The sequence below is a fragment of the Ruminococcus albus 7 = DSM 20455 genome (genome assembly GCF_000179635.2).
GTDB lineage: Bacteria > Bacillota > Clostridia > Oscillospirales > Ruminococcaceae > Hominimerdicola > Hominimerdicola alba.
This window is the reverse complement of record NC_014833.1, coordinates 1,390,167-1,409,325: the sequence shown is the minus strand read 5'-3', so window position 1 is coordinate 1,409,325 and position 19,159 is coordinate 1,390,167. Positions and strand designations below refer to the sequence as shown.

Here is a 19,159-nt window from a genome sequence, read left to right as displayed (position 1 = left end):
ATACAATGCGCCGATATTCCAAAGTTACACAGCCTGCTTCTCGGGTTCTTGTCCGGATTCACCGAGGAAATCCTCACACTCACGGATTATGAGCCGTTTCAGAATATCCGAAAGGCTTGCCTTTGAAGCAGGGTTGAACACGGTAGTCACCGTGTAAAGGGTATGCCCGATCTTGTACTCGGACACAGTTTCAATTGCCGTATTTTCTACGGCAATATTATCTTTATTATTCATAGCGAACTTTCTCCTTTGCTTGTCTATCTCTACGCATATAGAGTGAGGGCTTCGCTTTCTCTATCTTACCCTCGTTTTGTTGTTGCCTTATACTTTTATGATAGCTGTGCGGAACAGCATTGCTGCCGTCCCGATTATCACAGCAATCATTCGTCATTCCTCATAAGGATTTTTCTTGTCAGTAAAGCTCATCTGCTGACCGAACTCATCATCGTCCTGAGATGTATCTGTATCTCTCTCGGCAATGCTATCCTGTCTGAGCTTCGCAAGCTGTTCAGGGTGCTTTGTAATAAGCTCAAAAAGTCCCTGCTCATCACAGCCAAGTGCGTCCCTGATCTTAGCGAGCTGGATAGCATTCAGCTTGGCATTGATCTTCTCAATTTCAGCCTTGTCGCTCTCGATACGGTCAAGCACCGCCTGACGCTTGCTCAGGAGCTTTTCTGTCTGCTGTTCATAGGTAAGCATACCGCCACCTCCTTCCGTTTTATTCTCTCCTTGTTTTGTTTGTGTTTGACGTGGTATCTCCACAATCAAATTATAGCGCGCAATGAAGCCGTTTGTCCAGCCGCAATTGCGCACGAACTTTTAGTGAAATTTCCATTTTCCCCAGTGTAATTTGTCCGGAAATAATAAAAAGCTGCGGAGCGGAAGTATATCCCGCTTCACAGCTTTTACGAAAATATTTCTGATTTATAGATGATGTTATTCTGGTTGAACTAAAATAATACTGTTAGCTTGCAATCCATCTCGAACAAACAATTCGGGTGTTGTTTCTTCAGGAATACCCTCTAACATTAAAGCAGCTTTGGCTTGATTAAAAGATACTTCTATACTCTTACCAAATCCTATAGAAGAATAAAACTGAGAGGCAAATACGAGTGCCGCTTCATCGCCTATAGAAGTGTTCATTCCAATGGCTATATCTACATACTTTACGATATTCTCCGCTTGAATAGCTGAAAAGCAAGCATTAAAGAAAATCAGACGCACCTTATCGGAAAGTGTCATAATAGTTTGTGCCATAGCTTCTTTTGTAACTAATTTACATTCTCCGTCAGGATTCTCAAATGCTAACGTACCATCGTCATCTCCATGACCACTAAAATGAATAATATCAGGATTAACTTCATTTATAGCCTGTAGAAGATCAGAAGTTCGTACAGCCCACCTTGATTCAAATTTTATTGTGTCCCTATATTCAGACTTCCTAATCATTTCTTGTATTGCTCGACATTCAGCATCTAACCGTAGCGAAGGAGTATCTACGGGATTTGATGCTAAAAATAATACAGTAATTGTTTTAGGTAATTTCTGTAATTCATCTATTTGATTCTGCAAATTAGAATGTATGTCAGCATGACGCTGAATTGTTTTATTTAACTCTAAAATCTGGTGTTGTGTTTTTTTCTGCATTTCGGCTTCCTCTTTAATCCGTTGATCATGAATCTTCTTTTCTTCACGTTCAACTTTCTTTTGTTCATCAGCTATTTCCTTCTCAAGCTTTGCAATCTGTTTTTCAAGAACGGCAATTTTCTTCTCAGACGTTGTGATGTCTTTTTCAGCCCTGGTTATATCATTGGTTTTAGATTTAATGGTAGCTGAACTATTTGTTTTTCTTATAGCATCGCTGGCACGTTCAATTTTAGTTCTTGCTGCAGCTATTTTTTCATTTTCCTTAGCTTTCTCTGAAAACAGTTTGGAAAACTGCTCTCTTTTCTTTGCAACATTTGTTCTATAAGTATCAATAAGAGCCATATAGTCCTCCGAAATATTATCTTCCTCCAAAATGCGAAACGTTTATAAGTAAGAACATACCTTTTCTTACATATTAAGTATACCACATAATCATTGAAAATGCAACTAAGTTGATTTTAAAAATGCAACAGTTCTATACACAATATAAACATAAATTCGCTGTTGATTTTAAGCAATGAGAAGAACTGCTATAAACATACTGAAAATTCTCAGAAGAAACATTAACATAACCATAAATTCTTCGGTAGATATATAAAGATACATTTTCATCAAACTGCCGCACAACTTGCGCAATAATTGCGCCGAGGAATTTTACAATATAATCGTCGGCAGGAGCGACGAAAAAAAGATAGAGTCGCTATCGCTCCGAATTCCCGCTATTACAGCGAGAAAACAACCGCCGCAGGCGGATTATATAAGTGTCGATGAAATCGGCACTCTCAGTTTGCAAGCACGGTGTTTTGTGCCGCGTTTCGGAAAACGGGCAACAAAACACGATGCTTGTCAGGGGAAAAGTTCCCCTAAGACCCCTAAATAAAAAAGACCGCTGATGCGGTCAGGAACGAAAGGAAGATTTTATGACAAAGGCAGAGAAAATCTACAAGCGTGATTACGGTCACAAGGACAGCGCGGAACTTACTCTGAACTATACTCGTGATGGTTTGAAAGAGGAGCTTGACGGAGTGCTTGAAAAGGTCACTCTCGATAATCTCACAGCAGACGAACAGGAATATATCGACGGACGGGATCAGTGCCGTAATCATACTCTTAATATTCGCTTCAATGATACGGAGTGGGAGCATATCTGCAAGCAGGCTGATTTGCTTAAAATGAGAAAGTCCAGCTATGTCCGTGACTGCACCAAAGCACACTATGTTCTGATGATAGATCAGGACGATATGAAGAACATCGTCGGTGCAGTTCGTGGGCTTGCTGCGAATGTGAATCAGGTAGCCCGCAGAGTGAACGGAACAGGACGTGCTTACAGCGAAGATATTACAACAATGAAAGCGAGCGTGAACGAGATTTGGCAGTTACTAAACTACATTCAATCAGGAGTTCAGTGTGCGACAGCCTTGAATACATCGTGGACGGGAATAAGACCAGAGGTCATGCACTTGTCCAGTCTTTTATGTGCGAGACAGAACCAGTCCGAGCAGCCGAACAATTCCGAGCTGTCCGACAACGGTTTGGAACAGGACGAAGCACCACCCAAGCACAGCACATAATTCAGAGCTTTTCTCCCGGAGAAGTCACTCCTGAAAAAGCTATGGAGATTGCAGAAGAACTATGCCATAGACTGTTGCAAGAGCAGTATCAATATGTCATTGCCGTACACGAAGATCATGAGCATATCCACGCACATATAATCGTAAATAATACGAACATGATCACGGGCAAAACGTTTGAAACTGAGCATAATCAAGGCAATAAGAAAGACCGTGCCTGGGCAGAGCTTCGGCGCATCTCGGACGAGCTATGCAGTGAGAACAATCTGTCCATCATTCAGAACCCCGAACAGAGCAAAGGCAAGAGCCATTGGGAATGGGATATGTCCCGTCAAGGTCTGTCATGGAAAGCCAAGCTGAAATATGCCATAGATCAGGTAGTAAAGGTCAGCAAAGATTTTGATGATTTCCTTCTGAAATGCGCTGAGTACGGCATACTTGTCGATTATAATCCTGACCATAAAATCGACCTGAAATATATGCTTGCAGAGCAGAAAGAGAATAATTCCCGTGCAAAATTCACAAGGGCGAAAACACTGGGCTGGTATTATGAGACTGAGCAGATAAAAGCCCGTATCGCACAGTACAATGGCATAATGCTTTATACTCCGAAAACTAAAGTTAGAGTTATTTCCCCGAAGGCTGAAGAAAACAAGTTTATCCGTGATGCCATTGACCGTGAGAATATGAAGATCACAAGCAAGGCACTGAACATTCTTGCCAAGTACGGCGTAACGGTTGATGAAGCCAAGACTTCCGGCATTTCAGCTTTCAGTAAAAGGGTAGCACTTGTGCAGGATCTTAACCACATTTCAGGTGAGATCAAGTCGCTTGAAGAACGTGCAGAAACGCTCCGCAAATACCGTGAGGTGAAACCGATACATCAGGAATATATGGCGCTCAACGGACGTAAAAAAGAAAAGTATAAAAATGAACATAGTGAATCACTTGCCGAGCATTATATGCTTACACAAAAAATACTGGAATGGTATCCCGATGGGACTACTCCTTCTGTGGAGAAATTCGAGAAGATGATCGCTGATCTGACTGCACAACGGGTACAGAAGAATGCAGAATACAAAGCCGTCGATCAGAAGGCAAGAGAGTTATCCGAGGCGGCAAGAGAGATCGAACAGTATCTCCGTCAGGAACGGAGCCGTGACCAGCAGAAAAAGCGCAAGCGAAATGACCTTGAATAATACAGCGCATTGCACCGGGGATAATTGTAATATTGCTGCGCCCTGCACAAAGATTATTACAATTATCCTGATATGCTGGACTCTGAAATAATTATCCGCTATAATGGATTCACGATAAAACTTTTGGAGGTAACAGCTATGTTGAAAACACCTGAATTGGCAATGCCGAGATCAAACAAAGTCACTACCATATGCAACGGTAAGCGTGAGGTCTGGAATGACTACGAACAAGCTAAGGCATACTTCCTTGAACTTATGATGTCCGCCGACGGCGAGGAGCATGAACGAGCTGAATGCGTTTATATTCAGCTCCTGCACGGGCTGGACGAGTGCAGCGACGAGGACTGAAAGGAGTAGTAGACTATGTTAAACAAGATCATGATGACAGGACGCATCACCACCGATTTGGACGTTGTAACTGTGGAGGATTGCAGCTACTGCAAATTCAGTATTGCTGTTGACCAGCCGAAACGAAATGGCATTGATACCGTTGAGACAGACACGTTTACCTGTCTTGCATTTGATGACAACGCTAAATCAGTAAGTTTTCTCTACTCAAAAGGTGGGCAGATAACCTTTGTAGGCTCGCTCAGGAAGGCTCCTGATAATACCGCAGTTATTATCGTAGAGGAACTACACTTCCAGAATAGATTTGCAGTCAAGGTAGACGTTGATTCAGGACAGCTTTTCTGATAGTGCAGGCAATCTATTTCTATATATGTGAAATAACAAGGCTCTCAGAGTATTCTGGGAGCCTTAATTACGTTTATGAAGCTCTCCACATGATCGTAGAGAGCTTTTTTCACATATTCAGCGCGCATACAGCGCAAGACCTGCGCGCAGTTGCTCTATAATACAGAAAAGCCGATTTCTTGAAATAGATACATTCACGATAAAGCTCAAAAAACAGCGTAAAACCGTCAGTATTCAATTGTCAAGATACTGTTCTGACAACAATTTACAACTGCATACACATATTCATCAGCCTGCGTTCATAGGTGCGGTCAGGGTGGATATATCGGTTAAGTGTCAGGGGGACACTGCTGTGACCGAGAACGGCGGACAGGGCTTTGACGTTGAATCCCTTCTCTGCGGAATTGGTCGCAAATGTGTGGCGGAGCTTGTGATAGTTGTGATCTTCCACATCAGCAGTATGCAGTATCTTCTTGTAGCGGTACTGCATTGTGCGGGGTTCAACAGGCTTGTCTGTACCCGATAAGATGAAATGATCGGCTTCATCACGGAACATTTCAAAATATTCCATGAGCATATCGGGGATAGCAATCTCTCTGAACGATGTTGCCGACTTCGGTGCTGAGATCACGATCTTTGTCTTCCTGTTGCCGTTGGCAGAACTGATACGCTGAACAGTCCTGCGGATATGCAGTATCTTGTTCCGAAAGTCCACATCTTCCCATTTCAGCCCGCAAAGCTCACCGATACGCAGTCCCATAAAAAGCGACAGCAGGATACCGAAAGCAGTCAGCGACATATTGGCTTTCAGATATGAAACGAGCTTTTTCTGCTCTGCATCGCTGATCTTCTCGACCTGATTTCTTTCGGCTTTAGGAAGAACGACATTTTTCAGGGAAAGCCTGAACCCATATTCCTCCTGTGCATATTTCAGCATCGTTTTGAAAACAGTAAATATATCCCTCACATAGCTTGCAGATAATCCGTCTGCGAGCTTTTTGTTTATAAATGCGTTTATCCTGCCTGCGGTCAGGTCGGCACAGGGTATATCTCCGAATTCGAGGAGAATGTGCTTTTCAAACTTGTTCCGGTAGTTGGCAAGCGTAGATTCCTTGACACGGTTCACCACGGCATTCAGCCATTCCCGATACACCTTGCCGACTTTGATATATCTGCCCGAAAGATAGCGTGTGGTAATTTCTCGCCCTATCATCACCTTGTTTTCGGCTTCTTCATAGGTCTTGCCGTAGACATAGTGATACTGCGCTTTGCCGTTATCGGCGTATTCAGCGATGAACTTCCCGACATACCGTCCATCTTTACGCTTTGTAATAGTTATACCTGTTTTCTCCATTCAGTAGCCCTCCAATGCCCTCAGAATAGCAATCTGCACATCTGAGTCAGTCCTCTTGTATACAAACCGCCGATTTTCAGCCTGATACTTGAAATTTTACGGAAAATCTTGTATAATTTCATTATGGGATATTATGTCTTTCAAAGCAAATACCTGTTAAAATATGCGGATTTCGTAAAAGTATCTATTTCAAGAAACCTACTCTCTCCCCAGATACTTTACATAGTATAACACCGCATTTATCAGGTATGCAGTCTGAAAGCATTATGATCCCTTTTATGAATTATGCAATAGTCAGGGGGATTGCAATGGCACACGATACTTTATATATAGTTGACAACAGCAGCGAAAAGGCTTCTGTAAAGAATTATCTTTCCGAATGGTGTTCGATTTCCAAGCAGATGGATATTGCAACAGGATACTTCGAGATCGGCGGTCTGCTCACTTTAGGGGAAGATTGGCAGAAGCTCGACAAGATACGCATTATCCTCGGCAACGAAGTAACTAAGCGCACCAAAGATGTCATAGAAGAAGTAGCACAGACTATGATTGAGCGTTTCCGTAACAGTATGGAGCGTGAGCAGGAAAAGAATGAATTCCTTATTGGCGTTCCGGCTATCATAAAGGCTATGAAGTCCGGCAAGATCGAGTGCCGTGTATATGACAGCAATAAATTTCACGCTAAAGCATATATCACATATTTCCGTGACGAATACAGAGATCAGTTTATCTCCGCTATGAATGTTCCTTCGGGATATGCCCTGGTCGGATCAAGCAACTTTACAAAGGCGGGACTGACGCAGAATATCGAGCTGAATGTTCAGGTAAAAGATGAAGTTGAACAGCTTCAGAAGTGGTTTGATGAGCATTGGCAGAACGGCACGGATATTACCGAGGCTGTGTTAAAGGTCATGGAGATGCACTGCCGTGAGTTCAGTCCTTATGATGTTTATCTACGCTCAATGTATGAGTATTTCAAGAGCCATGAGGAAACAGTATCTGAATGGGAAGAAAACGAATCGGTCGTATACAAAGGCTTGTCGCAGTATCAGAAGGACGGCTATAACAGCCTTATCCAGATAGCAGAGCGTTATTCAGGTGCTTTTCTTTGTGATGGTGTAGGTTTGGGCAAGACCTTTGTCGGCATGATGCTGATAGAGCGTTTCGTAAAGAAGGAGCGTAAAAATGTCGTACTGATCGTTCCTGCATCTGCAAGGGTATCCGTATGGGAAGTAACTATAAAACGCCTTATCCCTGAGATATTAGAGGGCTTCTACCCGTTCAAGATCATCAATCATACCGACCTGCTGCTTGATAAAAATCAGAATCTAATGAATCAGATCGCACAGCAGGCGGAAATTATTATCATAGATGAAGCACATCATTTCCGCAACCGTTCCTCCAACAGATACAGAAAGCTGTTTGATATGATGCAGACAGGCTGTAAAAAGCAGATGTTTATGCTGACAGCCACACCGATCAATAACAGTTTCCTTGATTTACAGCATCTTATTGAGTTGTTCACTCATAGGCAGGAAGATTATTTCTCCGCTGCTCCGTTGGGTATCCATAGTCTTTCAGGTCATTTCAAAAAAATGGAGAAGCAGCTTGATCAGGTTTCGGGTACAGCCATCAGCGATTCTTTTGATATATCCGGTGATATTATCCGCGCAGACAAACTTGTGACGGAGCTTGTTGTACAGCGCAGTCGTGCCTACGTTAAGCGGAGTCTGCTGACTGAGCAAGGTAATAATGTCCTTTTCTCCGAGAGAAAACCGCCGACAGTTGCGAACTACTCCCTCGAAAAGTCATACGGCAGACTGATAAAGGACTTCAAGGAGTCTTTTGACCGCAAGGACAAGAACGGAAAAACGATAACGATCCTGTCCCTTGCCATTTATTCGCCGTACAGCGATGATTATTTCATCGGGGACAAGTCCAAGATGGACGAAATGGTAACAGGTCGTCAACAGCAGGTAGTAAATCTTATCCGCATCTTGCTCCTGAAACGCTTTGAAAGTTCTATCGAAGCATTCAAGGAGACTTGTATCAAAATATATATCCGTCTGAACAAATTCCTCAACGACTACAAGGATACTGATGCGAGCAGTAAGCGACGTGTTGAGAGAAAACAGGCTGAACAAGAAGATATTCTACGGTACGCCGAGGAATATGCAGCTTTGAATCAGACCTCTATCGAAGATATTGAGGACAGCCTGCCCGATTATGTGTGGAATACACAGGAAGTCTTTGATGTCAATGATTTCGATATCAATGCTCTGCTTGTTGATACCATGATGGATATGGACACACTTTCTAAGTTCATCGAAGATATGATGGAGTTCAAGCCCGAAAACGACGATAAGATACGGAAATTAAAGCATATCCTGCACGAAGATTCACGCATTCAGAACAAGAAAGTTATCATTTTCACGGAATACAAGGCGACAGCGCAGTATATCTATCGTGAACTGCAAAAGGCAGGTTTTACCGATCTTTATGAGATCGACGGGCAGACTTCCGGTGACCGCCATGAGATGATACAGCGTTTCGCTCCTTATTATAACGGATGTTCGTCGGCGGAAGTAACGGACGAGATAAAGATACTTATCGCAACAGATGTACTTGCAGAAGGCTTGAACTTGCAGGACGCATCGTGCCTTATTAATTATGAGCTTCACTGGAACCCTGTTCGCCTTATGCAGAGAATAGGTCGTATAGACCGACGCCGTGATGCCGATACCGAAGCCCATCTGCTTGCAGATCACCCAGAACTGAAAGCAGATCGTGATTTTGCGTATTATTGGAACTTCCTGCCGCCAAAGGAATTGGAAGATCTTTTGTCACTGTATAAGACCGTATCAAAGAAAACGCTCCGTATTTCCAAGACATTCGGCATTGAGGGAGAAAAGCTCCTCACTCCTGATGACGAATACGAAGCACTGAAAGAATTCAATTCACATTATGAGGGCAGTACTTCCGCAGAGGAAGAAATTGCCCTTGCATATCAGCAGCTCTTAGCAGATAATCCCGACTATCTTGAACAGGTCAAGGAGCTGCCAAGAAAGATGTACAGCGGTAAAATGGCGTCAACACGGAAGGGATACTTCTTCTGCTATGAACTGCCTACCAAGAGAGCTGACGGCTCATGGTCGGACGGCGATGGTATTTACCGTTGGTATGTTGTTGATCCGGAAAGCAAGCAGGTCACAGAAGATCTGCATGAGATATGGACTGCAATAAAATGTGAACGTGACGAGAGCAGAGCCTTTAACGCTAATGAGGGGCAGTTCTCCGAGATACGCAAGGTCATAGAAAACTACATCAAGAAGAATTATCTGAAAGCGATACAGGCACCTATGGGCAAAAAAGCCAAGTTGGTCACATGGCTTCAGATGATATAAGGGGTACATTATGGATATCAGAAATATAAAGAGCATAGATGATCTTATCATATACTTTACCGAGGAACTGAACTGGAACATCGACCTTGATGATTTTGATGAGATCGACGATATTACATACGATTTCGATGCATCGGACATCGGACTGAAAGAAGAGGCATTTGCTAAGATTTCATCATTACGGCAGTTACAGCCACTCTGCGATGAGCAGAAATGGGGCATCTTCTGCGTAGAGTTCGACAGCAACAAGTTTGAAGTGTCAGCACTCCGCAAGATACTGTCAGGACTTATCCCCAAGAGAAGAAATGCCGCTGAACACGCTGTATGGTCGCAGAAAGACCTTCTGTTCCTTTGTTTCTGGGGGACGGATAATAACCGAACCATCGGTATCGCACATTTTGAGGATAAGGATGCAGGACTTCCGCAAATAAAAATGATCTCCTGTGCGCCTGCGGTTGAGGACTTCACACAGATACGCACTTTTGAGGAACGTATTAGTCACCTGTCATGGGTGAAAGATGTTACTGACACACAGGCATGGTACGATCAGTGGTCGGCGGCATTTGTAACGGCATATCATCAGGTTATCAGGGACTCTGCTTCGCTTACGGTCAAGCTGGCGGCTGAGGCTCAGGCTATCCGTGACCGTATTCTCGACATATATGCTGTTGAAACGCATGACGGATATGTGCATAAGCTGTTCAAGGATTTTAAGGATAACCTTATTCACGATATGACAAAGCAGCAGTTTGCAGATATGTACGCTCAGACCGTTGTTTACGGCTTATTCTCGGCAAGATGCATGGACAAGACGCAGGATAGCTTCAATGTGAAAGAAGCGATCGCCTGCATTCCGAACACCAACCCGTTCCTGAAAAGGCTCATGGAGGAATGTCTGGGCGAGGGCAGTGAGCGTCACCTGACCTTTGACGAACTGGAAGTTGCGAATGTTGTTGAAATACTCACGCACACGAACACCGACCTGATACTTGCCGATTTCAACCGTCAGACGGGCGGCGGCCGTGAAGACCCTGTTATTCATTTCTATGAGGAATTCCTGACCGCATATGACAAGGCACAGAAGGTGCAGAGGGGTGTTTACTATACGCCACAGCCTGTTGTCAATTTCATTGTCAGAGCAGTTGACAGTATTCTGAAAACGGAGTTCGGGCTTGCGGACGGTCTGGCATCGGAAGAAACCAAGACTGTGAAGTATATGCGTGAAAAGATCAGAGGTCAGGGCATGACCGAGGACACAAAGGAAGTACCTGCTGTTCAGATACTCGATCCCGCAACAGGAACGGGAACATTCCTGCGTCAGACCATTCTGCAAATATATGATAATTTCAGAGCCAAGCACAAGGGCGAGAGCGAGGAGCAGATCAGAAAGGCATGGAATGAGTATGTCCCGAAGCACCTGCTGCCCCGTCTGAATGGCTTTGAGCTGATGATGGCTCCCTATGCCGTAGCTCACATGAAGCTCGCTATGGTGCTGAAAGATACAGGCTATGATTTCGGCGGCGATCACCGACTGAATGTGTTCCTGACCAATTCGCTGGAAGAAGCAGGCAAGGACGATTTTCAGATGACGCTGTTTGACAATGATCCGCTGGCGTTTGAGTCCATTGAGGCGAATCAGGCGAAGAAGAATAACGGAATTAATGTGATTATTGGTAATCCGCCGTATTCCGGAGAAAGTGCCAATAAAGGCAAATGGATAATGGATTTAATGGAAGATTACAAGAAAGAGCCTGGCGGAAGAATAAAACTACAAGAACAAAACTATAAGTGGATTAATGATGATTATGTAAAATTTTTAAGATATGCTCAGCTGTTTATAGAAAAGTCAGGATACGGAATAATGGCATATATATGTCCGCACGGATATATCGATAATCCAACTTTCCGAGGAATGCGATGGAATCTATTGCAAACATATAACAAACTATTTGTTTTGAATTTACATGGCAATGCCAAAAAAAAGGAGGTAGCTCCAGACGGAAGTAAAGATGAGAATGTTTTTGATATTCAACAAGGCGTTTCAATTCTAATTTTAGTGAAATCGTATTCTAATAGTTATAAAGAACCAATTATAAGATACTATGATTATTATGGAAGCAGACAAGATAAATATACAATGTTAAATAGTTCCGCCTTAGCTGAAATCAAATGGAACTTGACTCCTATTGTAGCACCAAACTATCCTTTCTTCTATATGGATAATCCAATACAGAAAAAGTATTCTGATGGGGTATCAGTTAGAGATTTGTTCGTTTTAGGCACATTGGGCGTTCTTACTAAAAGAGATTCTCTTGTTGTAGATTATACCGAAAACGAATTAATTGAAAAAATCAAATATTTTGCTGATCCTGATAATGAGTTAAATTCAGTCTGCAATTATTTCGGGATACCAATAAAAGACAATGATAAATGGAATGCATTATCAGCACGTATGTCTTTACAAAAATGTGATGTAAAAGATTATATATCTGAAATCCTTTACCGTCCGTTTGATTTTCGTAAAATATTATATTATGATAACGTCTTAGCTCGTCCGAATACAAAAGTGTTTTCTCATATAAATAATAAGAATAACTATAGTTTAATAATATGTAGACAAGGAGGGGCTGCAAATCTAAATTATTGGGACACTGTTTTTGTTTCTAATATTATAAGTGATCAGAATATTTATCGGAGAGGTGGAGGTACTGTGCTTCCTTTGTATTTATATTACCCAGAATATGGTCGCAGTACAATCAATATTAATGAAGAGTTAGCTCGTCAATTATTGAAACCTATTGAAATTATTTATTCCGACGGAATGGCTTTACAACTGTTCGACTATATCTATGCGGTTCTTTACTCTCCGAAATATCGTGATAAATACAAGGAGTTCCTGAAAATCGACTTTCCTCGTGTACCGTATCCGACAGATCAGGAAACCTTCTGGAAACTGGTAGAGATTGGCGGCAAGCTGAGAAAATGCCACCTGATGCAGACCGAGTTCGATACCGCAGCTTACAGCTTTGTCGGTGACGGCACTAACGAAGTCGTAAAGCCCGAATACAAGAACGGCAGGGTGTACATCAGCAAAACACAGTATTTCGATAATGTTCCGCAGGCACAGTGGGAGCAGTACATAGGCGGCTATCAGCCGTTGCAGAAGTGGCTCAAAGACCGCAAGAAGACTACGCTCTCCGCTGAGGACATCGAGCATTACAAGAAGATCATTGCAGCTCTCAGGCTCACCGAGGAGCTTATGGCGGAGATTGATCAGGTCGTGGAATTCTGATATGACGTAAAAAGGACAGCTGCTTCTCTTGTGGAAGTATCTGTCCTTTCATTTGACTGCTATTGACATTTTTCAAAATAGGTGCTAACATAATAACAGGTTTTTAATCACAATTTTGAAACATAAGAAGGATTACTATACTTTATAAATTTTCGGAAGTGAGCGTGAAAAAATGATTATATCTGAGTTAAAGGTGTATAATTTTCGTCGTTTCCAATCCGTGGATGGAGCACCTGGTCTGCAAATCACCTTTCATAAGGGGCTAAATGCGCTGATTGGTGAGAATGATTCCGGAAAAACGGCTGTGATTGATGCGTTAAAATTAGTTTTGCTAACGCAAAGTAATGAATATATCAAGCCAGTAGATGAAGATTTTTATAGATCAGCCGATGGAAATGCGTGTTCTGAATTCAAAATCGATTGTACGCTTTCTGAATTCACGCAGAATGAAGCCAAAAACTTCATCGAATATTTAAACTTCAAAAAAGATGGAGATAAGGTCGAATATACACTTCAACTTCATTATCGTGCATGGAAAGACGGACACAGAATTTATCAAGAATTGCGCGTAGGTGATATAGATGATGGTATTTCTATTGACGGAAAAGCAAGAGAGTTATTGAAAGCAGTTTATTTGAAACCACTTCGTGATGCAGAACGCGAAATGAGTTCTGGACGTGGTTCCAGAATTTCGCAAATACTGCTTAATCATCCCGTTTTCAAAGATAAGAAGGAACACGCAGTTCTTGACATTTTTCAAGACGCAAACAAAAAAATTGAGGAGTATTTTACTGATGATGCCGATGGAAAACATATTCTTCAAGCGATTCGAGACAACTTAGCGTCTTTTAATGATCAAGGTCAGGCAAGCAATGCAGAATTGAAAACATCCGATATTCAGCTCAAAGCTATCCTGGAATCACTGTCATTGAATGCCCCTGAGATTAACCCGGGATTAGGAGAATTAAATCTGTTGTTCATTGCAGCAGAACTATTACTTCTTAAAGATGACACTGACGGTGGATTGAAACTGGCTCTGATCGAAGAATTGGAAGCTCATTTACACCCGCAAGCGCAACTTAGGTTGATTAACTATCTTCAGAACGAGTATAACGAAAATGATGTCCAAATTATAATATCTACACACAGTCCGATTTTGGCATCAAAAATCAATTTAAAAAACTTAATCTTAATGAAAAGCGGTTGTGGGTACGATTTGGCTGAGGGAAAAACAGGTTTGCAAAAAGGTGATTACCTATTTCTTCAACGTTTTCTTGATTCAACAAAAGCCAATCTGTTTTTTGCAAAGGGTATCATAATGGTCGAAGGTGATGCGGAAAACATATTAATTCCTGTAATCGCTGATATAATTGGATATCCCTTAGGGCAACACCGCACAAATGACCTCTAAAGCAAGACATACCCCAAACAGATATGCCTGCCCAAGATCCTGTTCGCAGGGCGCACTTTATCAAGCCAGCAAGTTTTTCTTGTCAGCCAGATAAAGATTCGCCAGCGCGAATATCATATTAAATTTGGCTTGTTGTTTTCGCAAGCCACGGTACCGCGTTCGTCGGAATCGGAACAGTCGCTTCACAACTCCGAAAACGTGCTCGACCTTTGAACGTACTGTGGACTTCGCAAACTCTTCTATCTCAAAAACCAACTGATCATTAGGCTCCAGTTTCTTCTTTGCACCGCGCCGGCGGTTGATGTGATACTCCCGCCCCTCTTTTTGCTTTTCCTCCGATATATGCTCCTCAACATTCAGATATCCCGAATCTCCGTATATTTCATCTTCATCGCCATCGATCACGTCATCGACGGCTTCCGTATCGTGTACATTTGCAGCGGTCGCCTTGACGTGGTGAACAAGGCCGGTGTCCTTATCGACACCGATATGCGCCTTGTATCCGAAATACCATTGATTGCCTTTCTTGACAGAATGCGCATCGGGGTCGCGCTGCCTGTCAGCATTTTTTGTGGAGGAGGGCGCGGCAATAAGTGTCGAATCGACGATAGTACCTTTCTTCAGGATGAGATGATTCTTATCCAGGATGCTGATGACCTGCGCGAATATCTGCTCTTGGATATTGTTGTCGATAAGCAGCTGTCTGAATCGGCCGATAGTATCGCCGTTGGGAACATCATCGGGAGATGATACGCCGCAGAAATCAGAGAAAGAGCGGCTGTCGAGTATCTCATACATAACGGCCATATCTGCGAGGTCATAGAAATTCTGGAGAATATGGATCCTGAGCATCAGCTCGATTGGGTATGGCTTCTGTCCGACTTTCCCTTCATAATAAATCGGAGATATTATAGAAACCCAGTCTTGCCAAGGGATCAGAGAATCCATTTTCTCAAGGAACTGTTTTTTGTTGGTCTTTGCACTCTGGAAGGCATCGCCGAAGAGTGAGGTTTGAAGATTGCTTTTCATACTTTTATTATATCATTTTTTGGGCTGCTGCGCAAGTTGTGCGGTGTTGCCTTAGAAAAATACGGAATTTCTATTGTTAATGTTGGAAGCACAGCTTTTCTTAGATATAGTGGGATTATGGTTCGGCAGGACGGAAACGATATTGGTATACCTGTTTCAGTAATAACAGATTGTGACGTAAAGCCATATGATGTTGATTCTTCTACCGAGGAAAAAACATTTAATGAGAAAGTGAAAGAATCTACAGAAGCACAAGAAAAGAAAAATGAAAAATACACAAATGGAGCCGTTCGTGGCTTCACTTCACCTCGATGGACATTAGAGTATTGTATTGCTTTGAGCTGTCTTTCAAAAGATTTTCATAAGGCAGTTCATTATGGCATGAAGATTCTGAATGCTCGAGAGTATATTTCACTGACTGATGCAAAAATAGGTGAAGCAAATAAAGATGCTGAAACAGAAGCACAGCTATGGGAAAGTTTATCTGATGCCGAACGTGCATATCGAATTTATGATTTAATGCTTAACGGTGATGGGAAAAGTAGCCTTAAAGCGATAGTTGCTCAATGTCTGGCTTCGGCGTTAAGATGGAGAACATCTAAAATACCAGAAGGAGTAACACAAGAAAAAATGTTTGACCTCGACTTATATGGGTTCAAAACAGATGAGGCAAAGAAAGCTGAACTTAATACACAAATTGAAAAAGATCAGTATTTGCGCTATATTGTAAATGCTATCAAGTATGCTGCGGGAGAGAAAATATAAAGGGAGGGTTCTACGTTGGAATGGATAATTTCCGATAAGGATATCGAATCAACTGAAGAACTTCTTCTGCCACAGGAGACACATTTTTCAGATGATGCAAGAAAAGTCATCCGGTGTTGGCATTCAACTGATGTAGCCGCCTGTCCTGGCAGCGGAAAAACTACCGTTCTTCTCGCTAAGTTAAAACTGTTAGCTGATAGAATTCCTTTTGAAAACGGTGCTGGAATTTGTGTGCTTTCCCATACAAATGTTGCTGTAAATGAAATCAAAAGAAAACTCTCTGATTATTCAGATAAGATTCTCAGCTATCCTAATTATGTTGGGACGATTCAGTCATTTATTGATAGATTTGTGACTATGCCTTATATACGCAATACTTTCGGGCAAAGCGTTCAAGTGGTTGATAGTATGACCTATGCACAGCATATGCTTAATAAAATGCTGAATAATAGAAAGTATAGCAAACTGAATTATCTAACTGAAAATAATTACCAAACTGGCAGACAGTTTTCTGATCGTATCAGTCATACGCAGGCTTTATATTTACGAGATGATGGTGCCCTTTGTATAGAACGACAGAAAAACGCATTGGCTTGTGCAGGAAAGCCTTCCACAGAGCAATATTCAGAATTATTAGTTGATCTTCTAAAAAACGAAGGGATAATAAGGTATCAGGATGCCTATTCGTTTGCAAAGGCTGCTATTGATGATTTATCCCAATCGTATACAGATATATTTTCATCACGATTTCAATACGTTTTCATAGATGAGTATCAAGATTGTAATGATATTCAAAGGCAAGCTATAAACGCTATTTTTGACTCAACAAAATGTGCGATTTTCAAAATTGGTGATTCTGATCAAGCTATATATAACCAATCTGAAGATACAACAACTGATTGGATCCCACAGGATGATTACTTGCCCATTATGACCTCTTGCAGATTTAGTCAGGAAATTGCTAATGTAATTTGCAAACTAAAGAAGAAAGAAAAAAGTATAGTGACGTTTACTGGAGAAACAGGAGTTAAACCAGTATTACTTGTTTTTTCTCCTGAGAATATTGACCGAGTTATTGTAAGTTTTATTTCTGAATTAGAAGCTCACAATTTGAATGATAGAAACGGCGTATACAAGGCAATTGGTGCAATAAAAAGCGAAAGTACTGCTGGACTTAAAATCGGTAGCTATTTTCCAGAATTTGATAGTTCTAATAAGAAAAGTGAATATAACTATTGGATTTCAGTAGAAGAATTAACACAGGTATTAGAGAACGGCAAGCTTTATAAGGCAGAGCAAATCATTCGTAAGTTGTTATGTCGTATATTTCACTATATTAAAAAAGTGAATCCAGCATCTGGCAAAGAATTTACTACTGTTGCATTAAAAAGGTTCCTTGAAGAACAGTATAGAGATTTATATCGCTCTTGGATTTATGAGATGTCGACATTAAAATGCTTCGATAGACAAACCGTAGATTGGATGTTACGGCGAAAGCTTAAAGAATTGCTAAGAATCAGCGATCCAACCATAGCTGATATATTCACTATACTTCCAGATTTCTTTCTTGATGAATCGAGTGTTGCAAGTCGGGCAGATAGGCCTGAGAAAAATGTGTTTATTGATCCAATTAGAGGTCGAAGGATTGTATTTGATACCATTCACGCAGTAAAAGGTGAAACACATGATGCAACACTTTATCTTGAAACATCCAGACAACGTTCAACTGACTTGAACAGGATTCTTCCTTATTTTGGTGCTGGAAGTCTTGGAAAATCACCTCTATTTGATTATAGCCGCAAACTCGCATATGTTGGCATGAGCAGACCCAAAAAATTACTTTGTGTAGCAATGCAGTCTGAAACTTATGAAAAAAGTAAGGACGTATTCAGTAACGACTGGGTTATTAAAGATTTGAGATAAATGAAACTAAAATAGAAAACAGGCAGATACCTCATCGAAGTATCTGCCTGTTTTGTTTCATAGCCTGCTGTAAAGTTATTGTTTATAGTTGTTTTAATAAAACTTCTATATGAGCGCAATCCTTTTGGTCAAGCTTTTCGCGAAAAGCTTGCGGAGAGCTCGAGAGGCAGAGCCCTCAACTCAAGGTGCAAAAGCGACGTGGCAACAAAGCTATAAATAGAACAGCAAACAAACCGCTCTGTCAAAAATAGGCGCGGCAATAAAGACATTCCAAGCGTGGACAAAACTAAAGCCCCGCACAAACTATTTGCGTAAATGATTGCCGCGCCCGAAATCAACGGCGGTACGCTCATTGATTTCTCGACCCGTCAGGGGCGACCTGATAGCGCAGTACTTAGGGCAAGAGTGCCGCACTCTTGCAGTTCGGAAACAGATAGCTGTCTTATAATATAGATCGTGGTTTGTTGGGCTAGTCGATGATTTGGTTTTGGAACGTAGCTTTGCGAGGTTTCGCCCCTCCTACGTCGGGTCGAGCCGTCAAAGACGCTTACGCTGTTTGACGGCGGGCGCGGCAATATTTACGGACGTAGAAAGAGCGTAAACGTTTGATTTTCCACGCTCGATTTTTGATATTGCCGCGCCTTTTTTGAGGTCGGAAGTTTGTTGTGCTCTTATAGTTCGCTGTGCATTTTGGTTTTGCGCCTTGATGCGAGGGCTCTGCCCTCGCGCTCCCGCAAGCTTTTCGCGAAAAGCTTGACCAAAAGCTCTATTCGCGGCTTAGTTTGTTTGGGGCTCAGGTTTGCTGCCGCGAATGGTTTGACTCAGGCTCTTCTCCTTGGCAGGCATCTAAGATAATTCATTTTTGGTATCT

Annotated in this window: 13 protein-coding genes and 1 pseudogene; 9 read left to right on the top strand and 5 right to left on the bottom strand. The window is 41.9% G+C overall.

The annotated features are described in order from the left end of the window. Nucleotides 1–24: 24 nt before the first annotated feature. The 3 genes from RUMAL_RS06185 to RUMAL_RS06175 all read right to left on the bottom strand — a co-directional run bounded on the left by RUMAL_RS06185 (nucleotide 25) and on the right by RUMAL_RS06175 (nucleotide 1,989). On the bottom strand, nucleotides 25–234 hold the full coding sequence (locus tag RUMAL_RS06185; RefSeq protein ID WP_013497907.1) for a transposon-encoded TnpW family protein: 210 nt from the start codon (nucleotides 232–234) through the stop codon (nucleotides 25–27). Nucleotides 235–387: 153 nt separating this feature from the next. Continuing rightward, complete coding sequence (locus RUMAL_RS06180; protein WP_013497905.1) at nucleotides 388–699, bottom strand: hypothetical protein; 312 nt, start codon at nucleotides 697–699, stop codon at nucleotides 388–390. 237 nt (nucleotides 700–936) lie between these two features. Beyond that, nucleotides 937–1,989: a CHAT domain-containing protein gene (locus RUMAL_RS06175; protein ID WP_013497904.1), complete on the bottom strand. Its 1,053-nt coding sequence runs from the start codon at nucleotides 1,987–1,989 to the stop codon at nucleotides 937–939. A 578-nt stretch (nucleotides 1,990–2,567) separates the two neighbouring features. Between RUMAL_RS06175 and RUMAL_RS22845 the strand changes: the two are divergent. The 4 genes and pseudogenes from RUMAL_RS22845 to RUMAL_RS06155 form a co-directional block, all read left to right on the top strand. Beyond that, nucleotides 2,568–2,975 (top strand): annotated as a pseudogene (locus tag RUMAL_RS22845) (plasmid mobilization protein); the annotation flags it as partial. A 77-nt stretch (nucleotides 2,976–3,052) separates the two neighbouring features. After that, a complete protein-coding gene (locus tag RUMAL_RS06165) occupies nucleotides 3,053–4,417 on the top strand; it encodes a relaxase/mobilization nuclease domain-containing protein (protein ID WP_242843403.1) in 1,365 nt (454 codons plus the stop codon). A gap of 138 nt (nucleotides 4,418–4,555) precedes the next feature. After that, nucleotides 4,556–4,765 carry a hypothetical protein gene (locus RUMAL_RS06160; protein ID WP_013497901.1) on the top strand — a complete coding sequence of 70 codons (210 nt, stop codon included), beginning with the start codon at nucleotides 4,556–4,558 and terminating at the stop codon, nucleotides 4,763–4,765. Nucleotides 4,766–4,780: 15 nt separating this feature from the next. After that, complete coding sequence (locus RUMAL_RS06155; protein WP_013497900.1) at nucleotides 4,781–5,110, top strand: single-stranded DNA-binding protein; 330 nt, start codon at nucleotides 4,781–4,783, stop codon at nucleotides 5,108–5,110. 265 nt (nucleotides 5,111–5,375) lie between these two features. Here the strand turns inward: RUMAL_RS06155 and RUMAL_RS06150 are convergent, their stop codons facing one another. Beyond that, nucleotides 5,376–6,464 carry a tyrosine-type recombinase/integrase gene (locus tag RUMAL_RS06150; protein ID WP_013497899.1) on the bottom strand — a complete coding sequence of 363 codons (1,089 nt, stop codon included), beginning with the start codon at nucleotides 6,462–6,464 and terminating at the stop codon, nucleotides 5,376–5,378. Nucleotides 6,465–6,772: 308 nt separating this feature from the next. Here RUMAL_RS06150 and RUMAL_RS06145 point away from each other — a divergent pair, with 308 nt between their 5' ends. The 3 genes from RUMAL_RS06145 to RUMAL_RS06135 all read left to right on the top strand — a co-directional run bounded on the left by RUMAL_RS06145 (nucleotide 6,773) and on the right by RUMAL_RS06135 (nucleotide 14,571). Beyond that, the gene (locus RUMAL_RS06145) at nucleotides 6,773–9,868 is read left to right on the top strand and encodes a helicase-related protein (RefSeq protein WP_013497898.1); all 3,096 of its coding nucleotides are present in this window, start codon (nucleotides 6,773–6,775) and stop codon (nucleotides 9,866–9,868) included. A gap of 10 nt (nucleotides 9,869–9,878) precedes the next feature. Then, nucleotides 9,879–13,160: a type ISP restriction/modification enzyme gene (locus tag RUMAL_RS06140; RefSeq protein WP_013497897.1), complete on the top strand. Its 3,282-nt coding sequence runs from the start codon at nucleotides 9,879–9,881 to the stop codon at nucleotides 13,158–13,160. Between the two features lie 172 nt (nucleotides 13,161–13,332). Next, complete coding sequence (locus tag RUMAL_RS06135) at nucleotides 13,333–14,571, top strand: ATP-dependent nuclease (RefSeq protein ID WP_037304413.1); 1,239 nt, start codon at nucleotides 13,333–13,335, stop codon at nucleotides 14,569–14,571. A 60-nt stretch (nucleotides 14,572–14,631) separates the two neighbouring features. Here the strand turns inward: RUMAL_RS06135 and RUMAL_RS06130 are convergent, their stop codons facing one another. Further along, nucleotides 14,632–15,600, bottom strand: coding sequence for an IS5 family transposase (locus RUMAL_RS06130; RefSeq protein WP_013497417.1), 969 nt, complete (start codon nucleotides 15,598–15,600; stop codon nucleotides 14,632–14,634). Here RUMAL_RS06130 and RUMAL_RS06125 point away from each other — a divergent pair. Further along, complete coding sequence (locus RUMAL_RS06125) at nucleotides 15,583–16,365, top strand: TOPRIM nucleotidyl transferase/hydrolase domain-containing protein (protein WP_043550672.1); 783 nt, start codon at nucleotides 15,583–15,585, stop codon at nucleotides 16,363–16,365. The two genes, RUMAL_RS06130 and RUMAL_RS06125, sit on opposite strands and share 18 nt — an antisense overlap. A 15-nt stretch (nucleotides 16,366–16,380) precedes the next feature. Further along, nucleotides 16,381–18,288: a UvrD-helicase domain-containing protein gene (locus RUMAL_RS06120; RefSeq protein WP_013497896.1), complete on the top strand. Its 1,908-nt coding sequence runs from the start codon at nucleotides 16,381–16,383 to the stop codon at nucleotides 18,286–18,288. Nucleotides 18,289–19,159: the final 871 nt, after the last annotated feature.

Excerpts from the sequence above, each read along its gene's own strand:
- RUMAL_RS06180 (WP_013497905.1), bottom strand. The coding sequence starts at position 699 with ATGCTTACCTATGAACAGCAGACAGAAAAGCTCCTGAGCAAGCGTCAG.
- RUMAL_RS06185 (WP_013497907.1), bottom strand. The coding sequence starts at position 234 with ATGAATAATAAAGATAATATTGCCGTAGAAAATACGGCAATTGAAACT.
- RUMAL_RS06155 (WP_013497900.1), top strand. The coding sequence starts at position 4,781 with ATGTTAAACAAGATCATGATGACAGGACGCATCACCACCGATTTGGAC.
- RUMAL_RS06135 (WP_037304413.1), top strand. The coding sequence starts at position 13,333 with ATGATTATATCTGAGTTAAAGGTGTATAATTTTCGTCGTTTCCAATCC.
- RUMAL_RS06175 (WP_013497904.1), bottom strand. The coding sequence starts at position 1,989 with ATGGCTCTTATTGATACTTATAGAACAAATGTTGCAAAGAAAAGAGAG.
- RUMAL_RS06145 (WP_013497898.1), top strand. The coding sequence starts at position 6,773 with ATGGCACACGATACTTTATATATAGTTGACAACAGCAGCGAAAAGGCT.
- RUMAL_RS06140 (WP_013497897.1), top strand. The coding sequence starts at position 9,879 with ATGGATATCAGAAATATAAAGAGCATAGATGATCTTATCATATACTTT.
- RUMAL_RS06150 (WP_013497899.1), bottom strand. The coding sequence starts at position 6,464 with ATGGAGAAAACAGGTATAACTATTACAAAGCGTAAAGATGGACGGTAT.
- RUMAL_RS06160 (WP_013497901.1), top strand. The coding sequence starts at position 4,556 with ATGTTGAAAACACCTGAATTGGCAATGCCGAGATCAAACAAAGTCACT.
- RUMAL_RS06130 (WP_013497417.1), bottom strand. The coding sequence starts at position 15,600 with ATGAAAAGCAATCTTCAAACCTCACTCTTCGGCGATGCCTTCCAGAGT.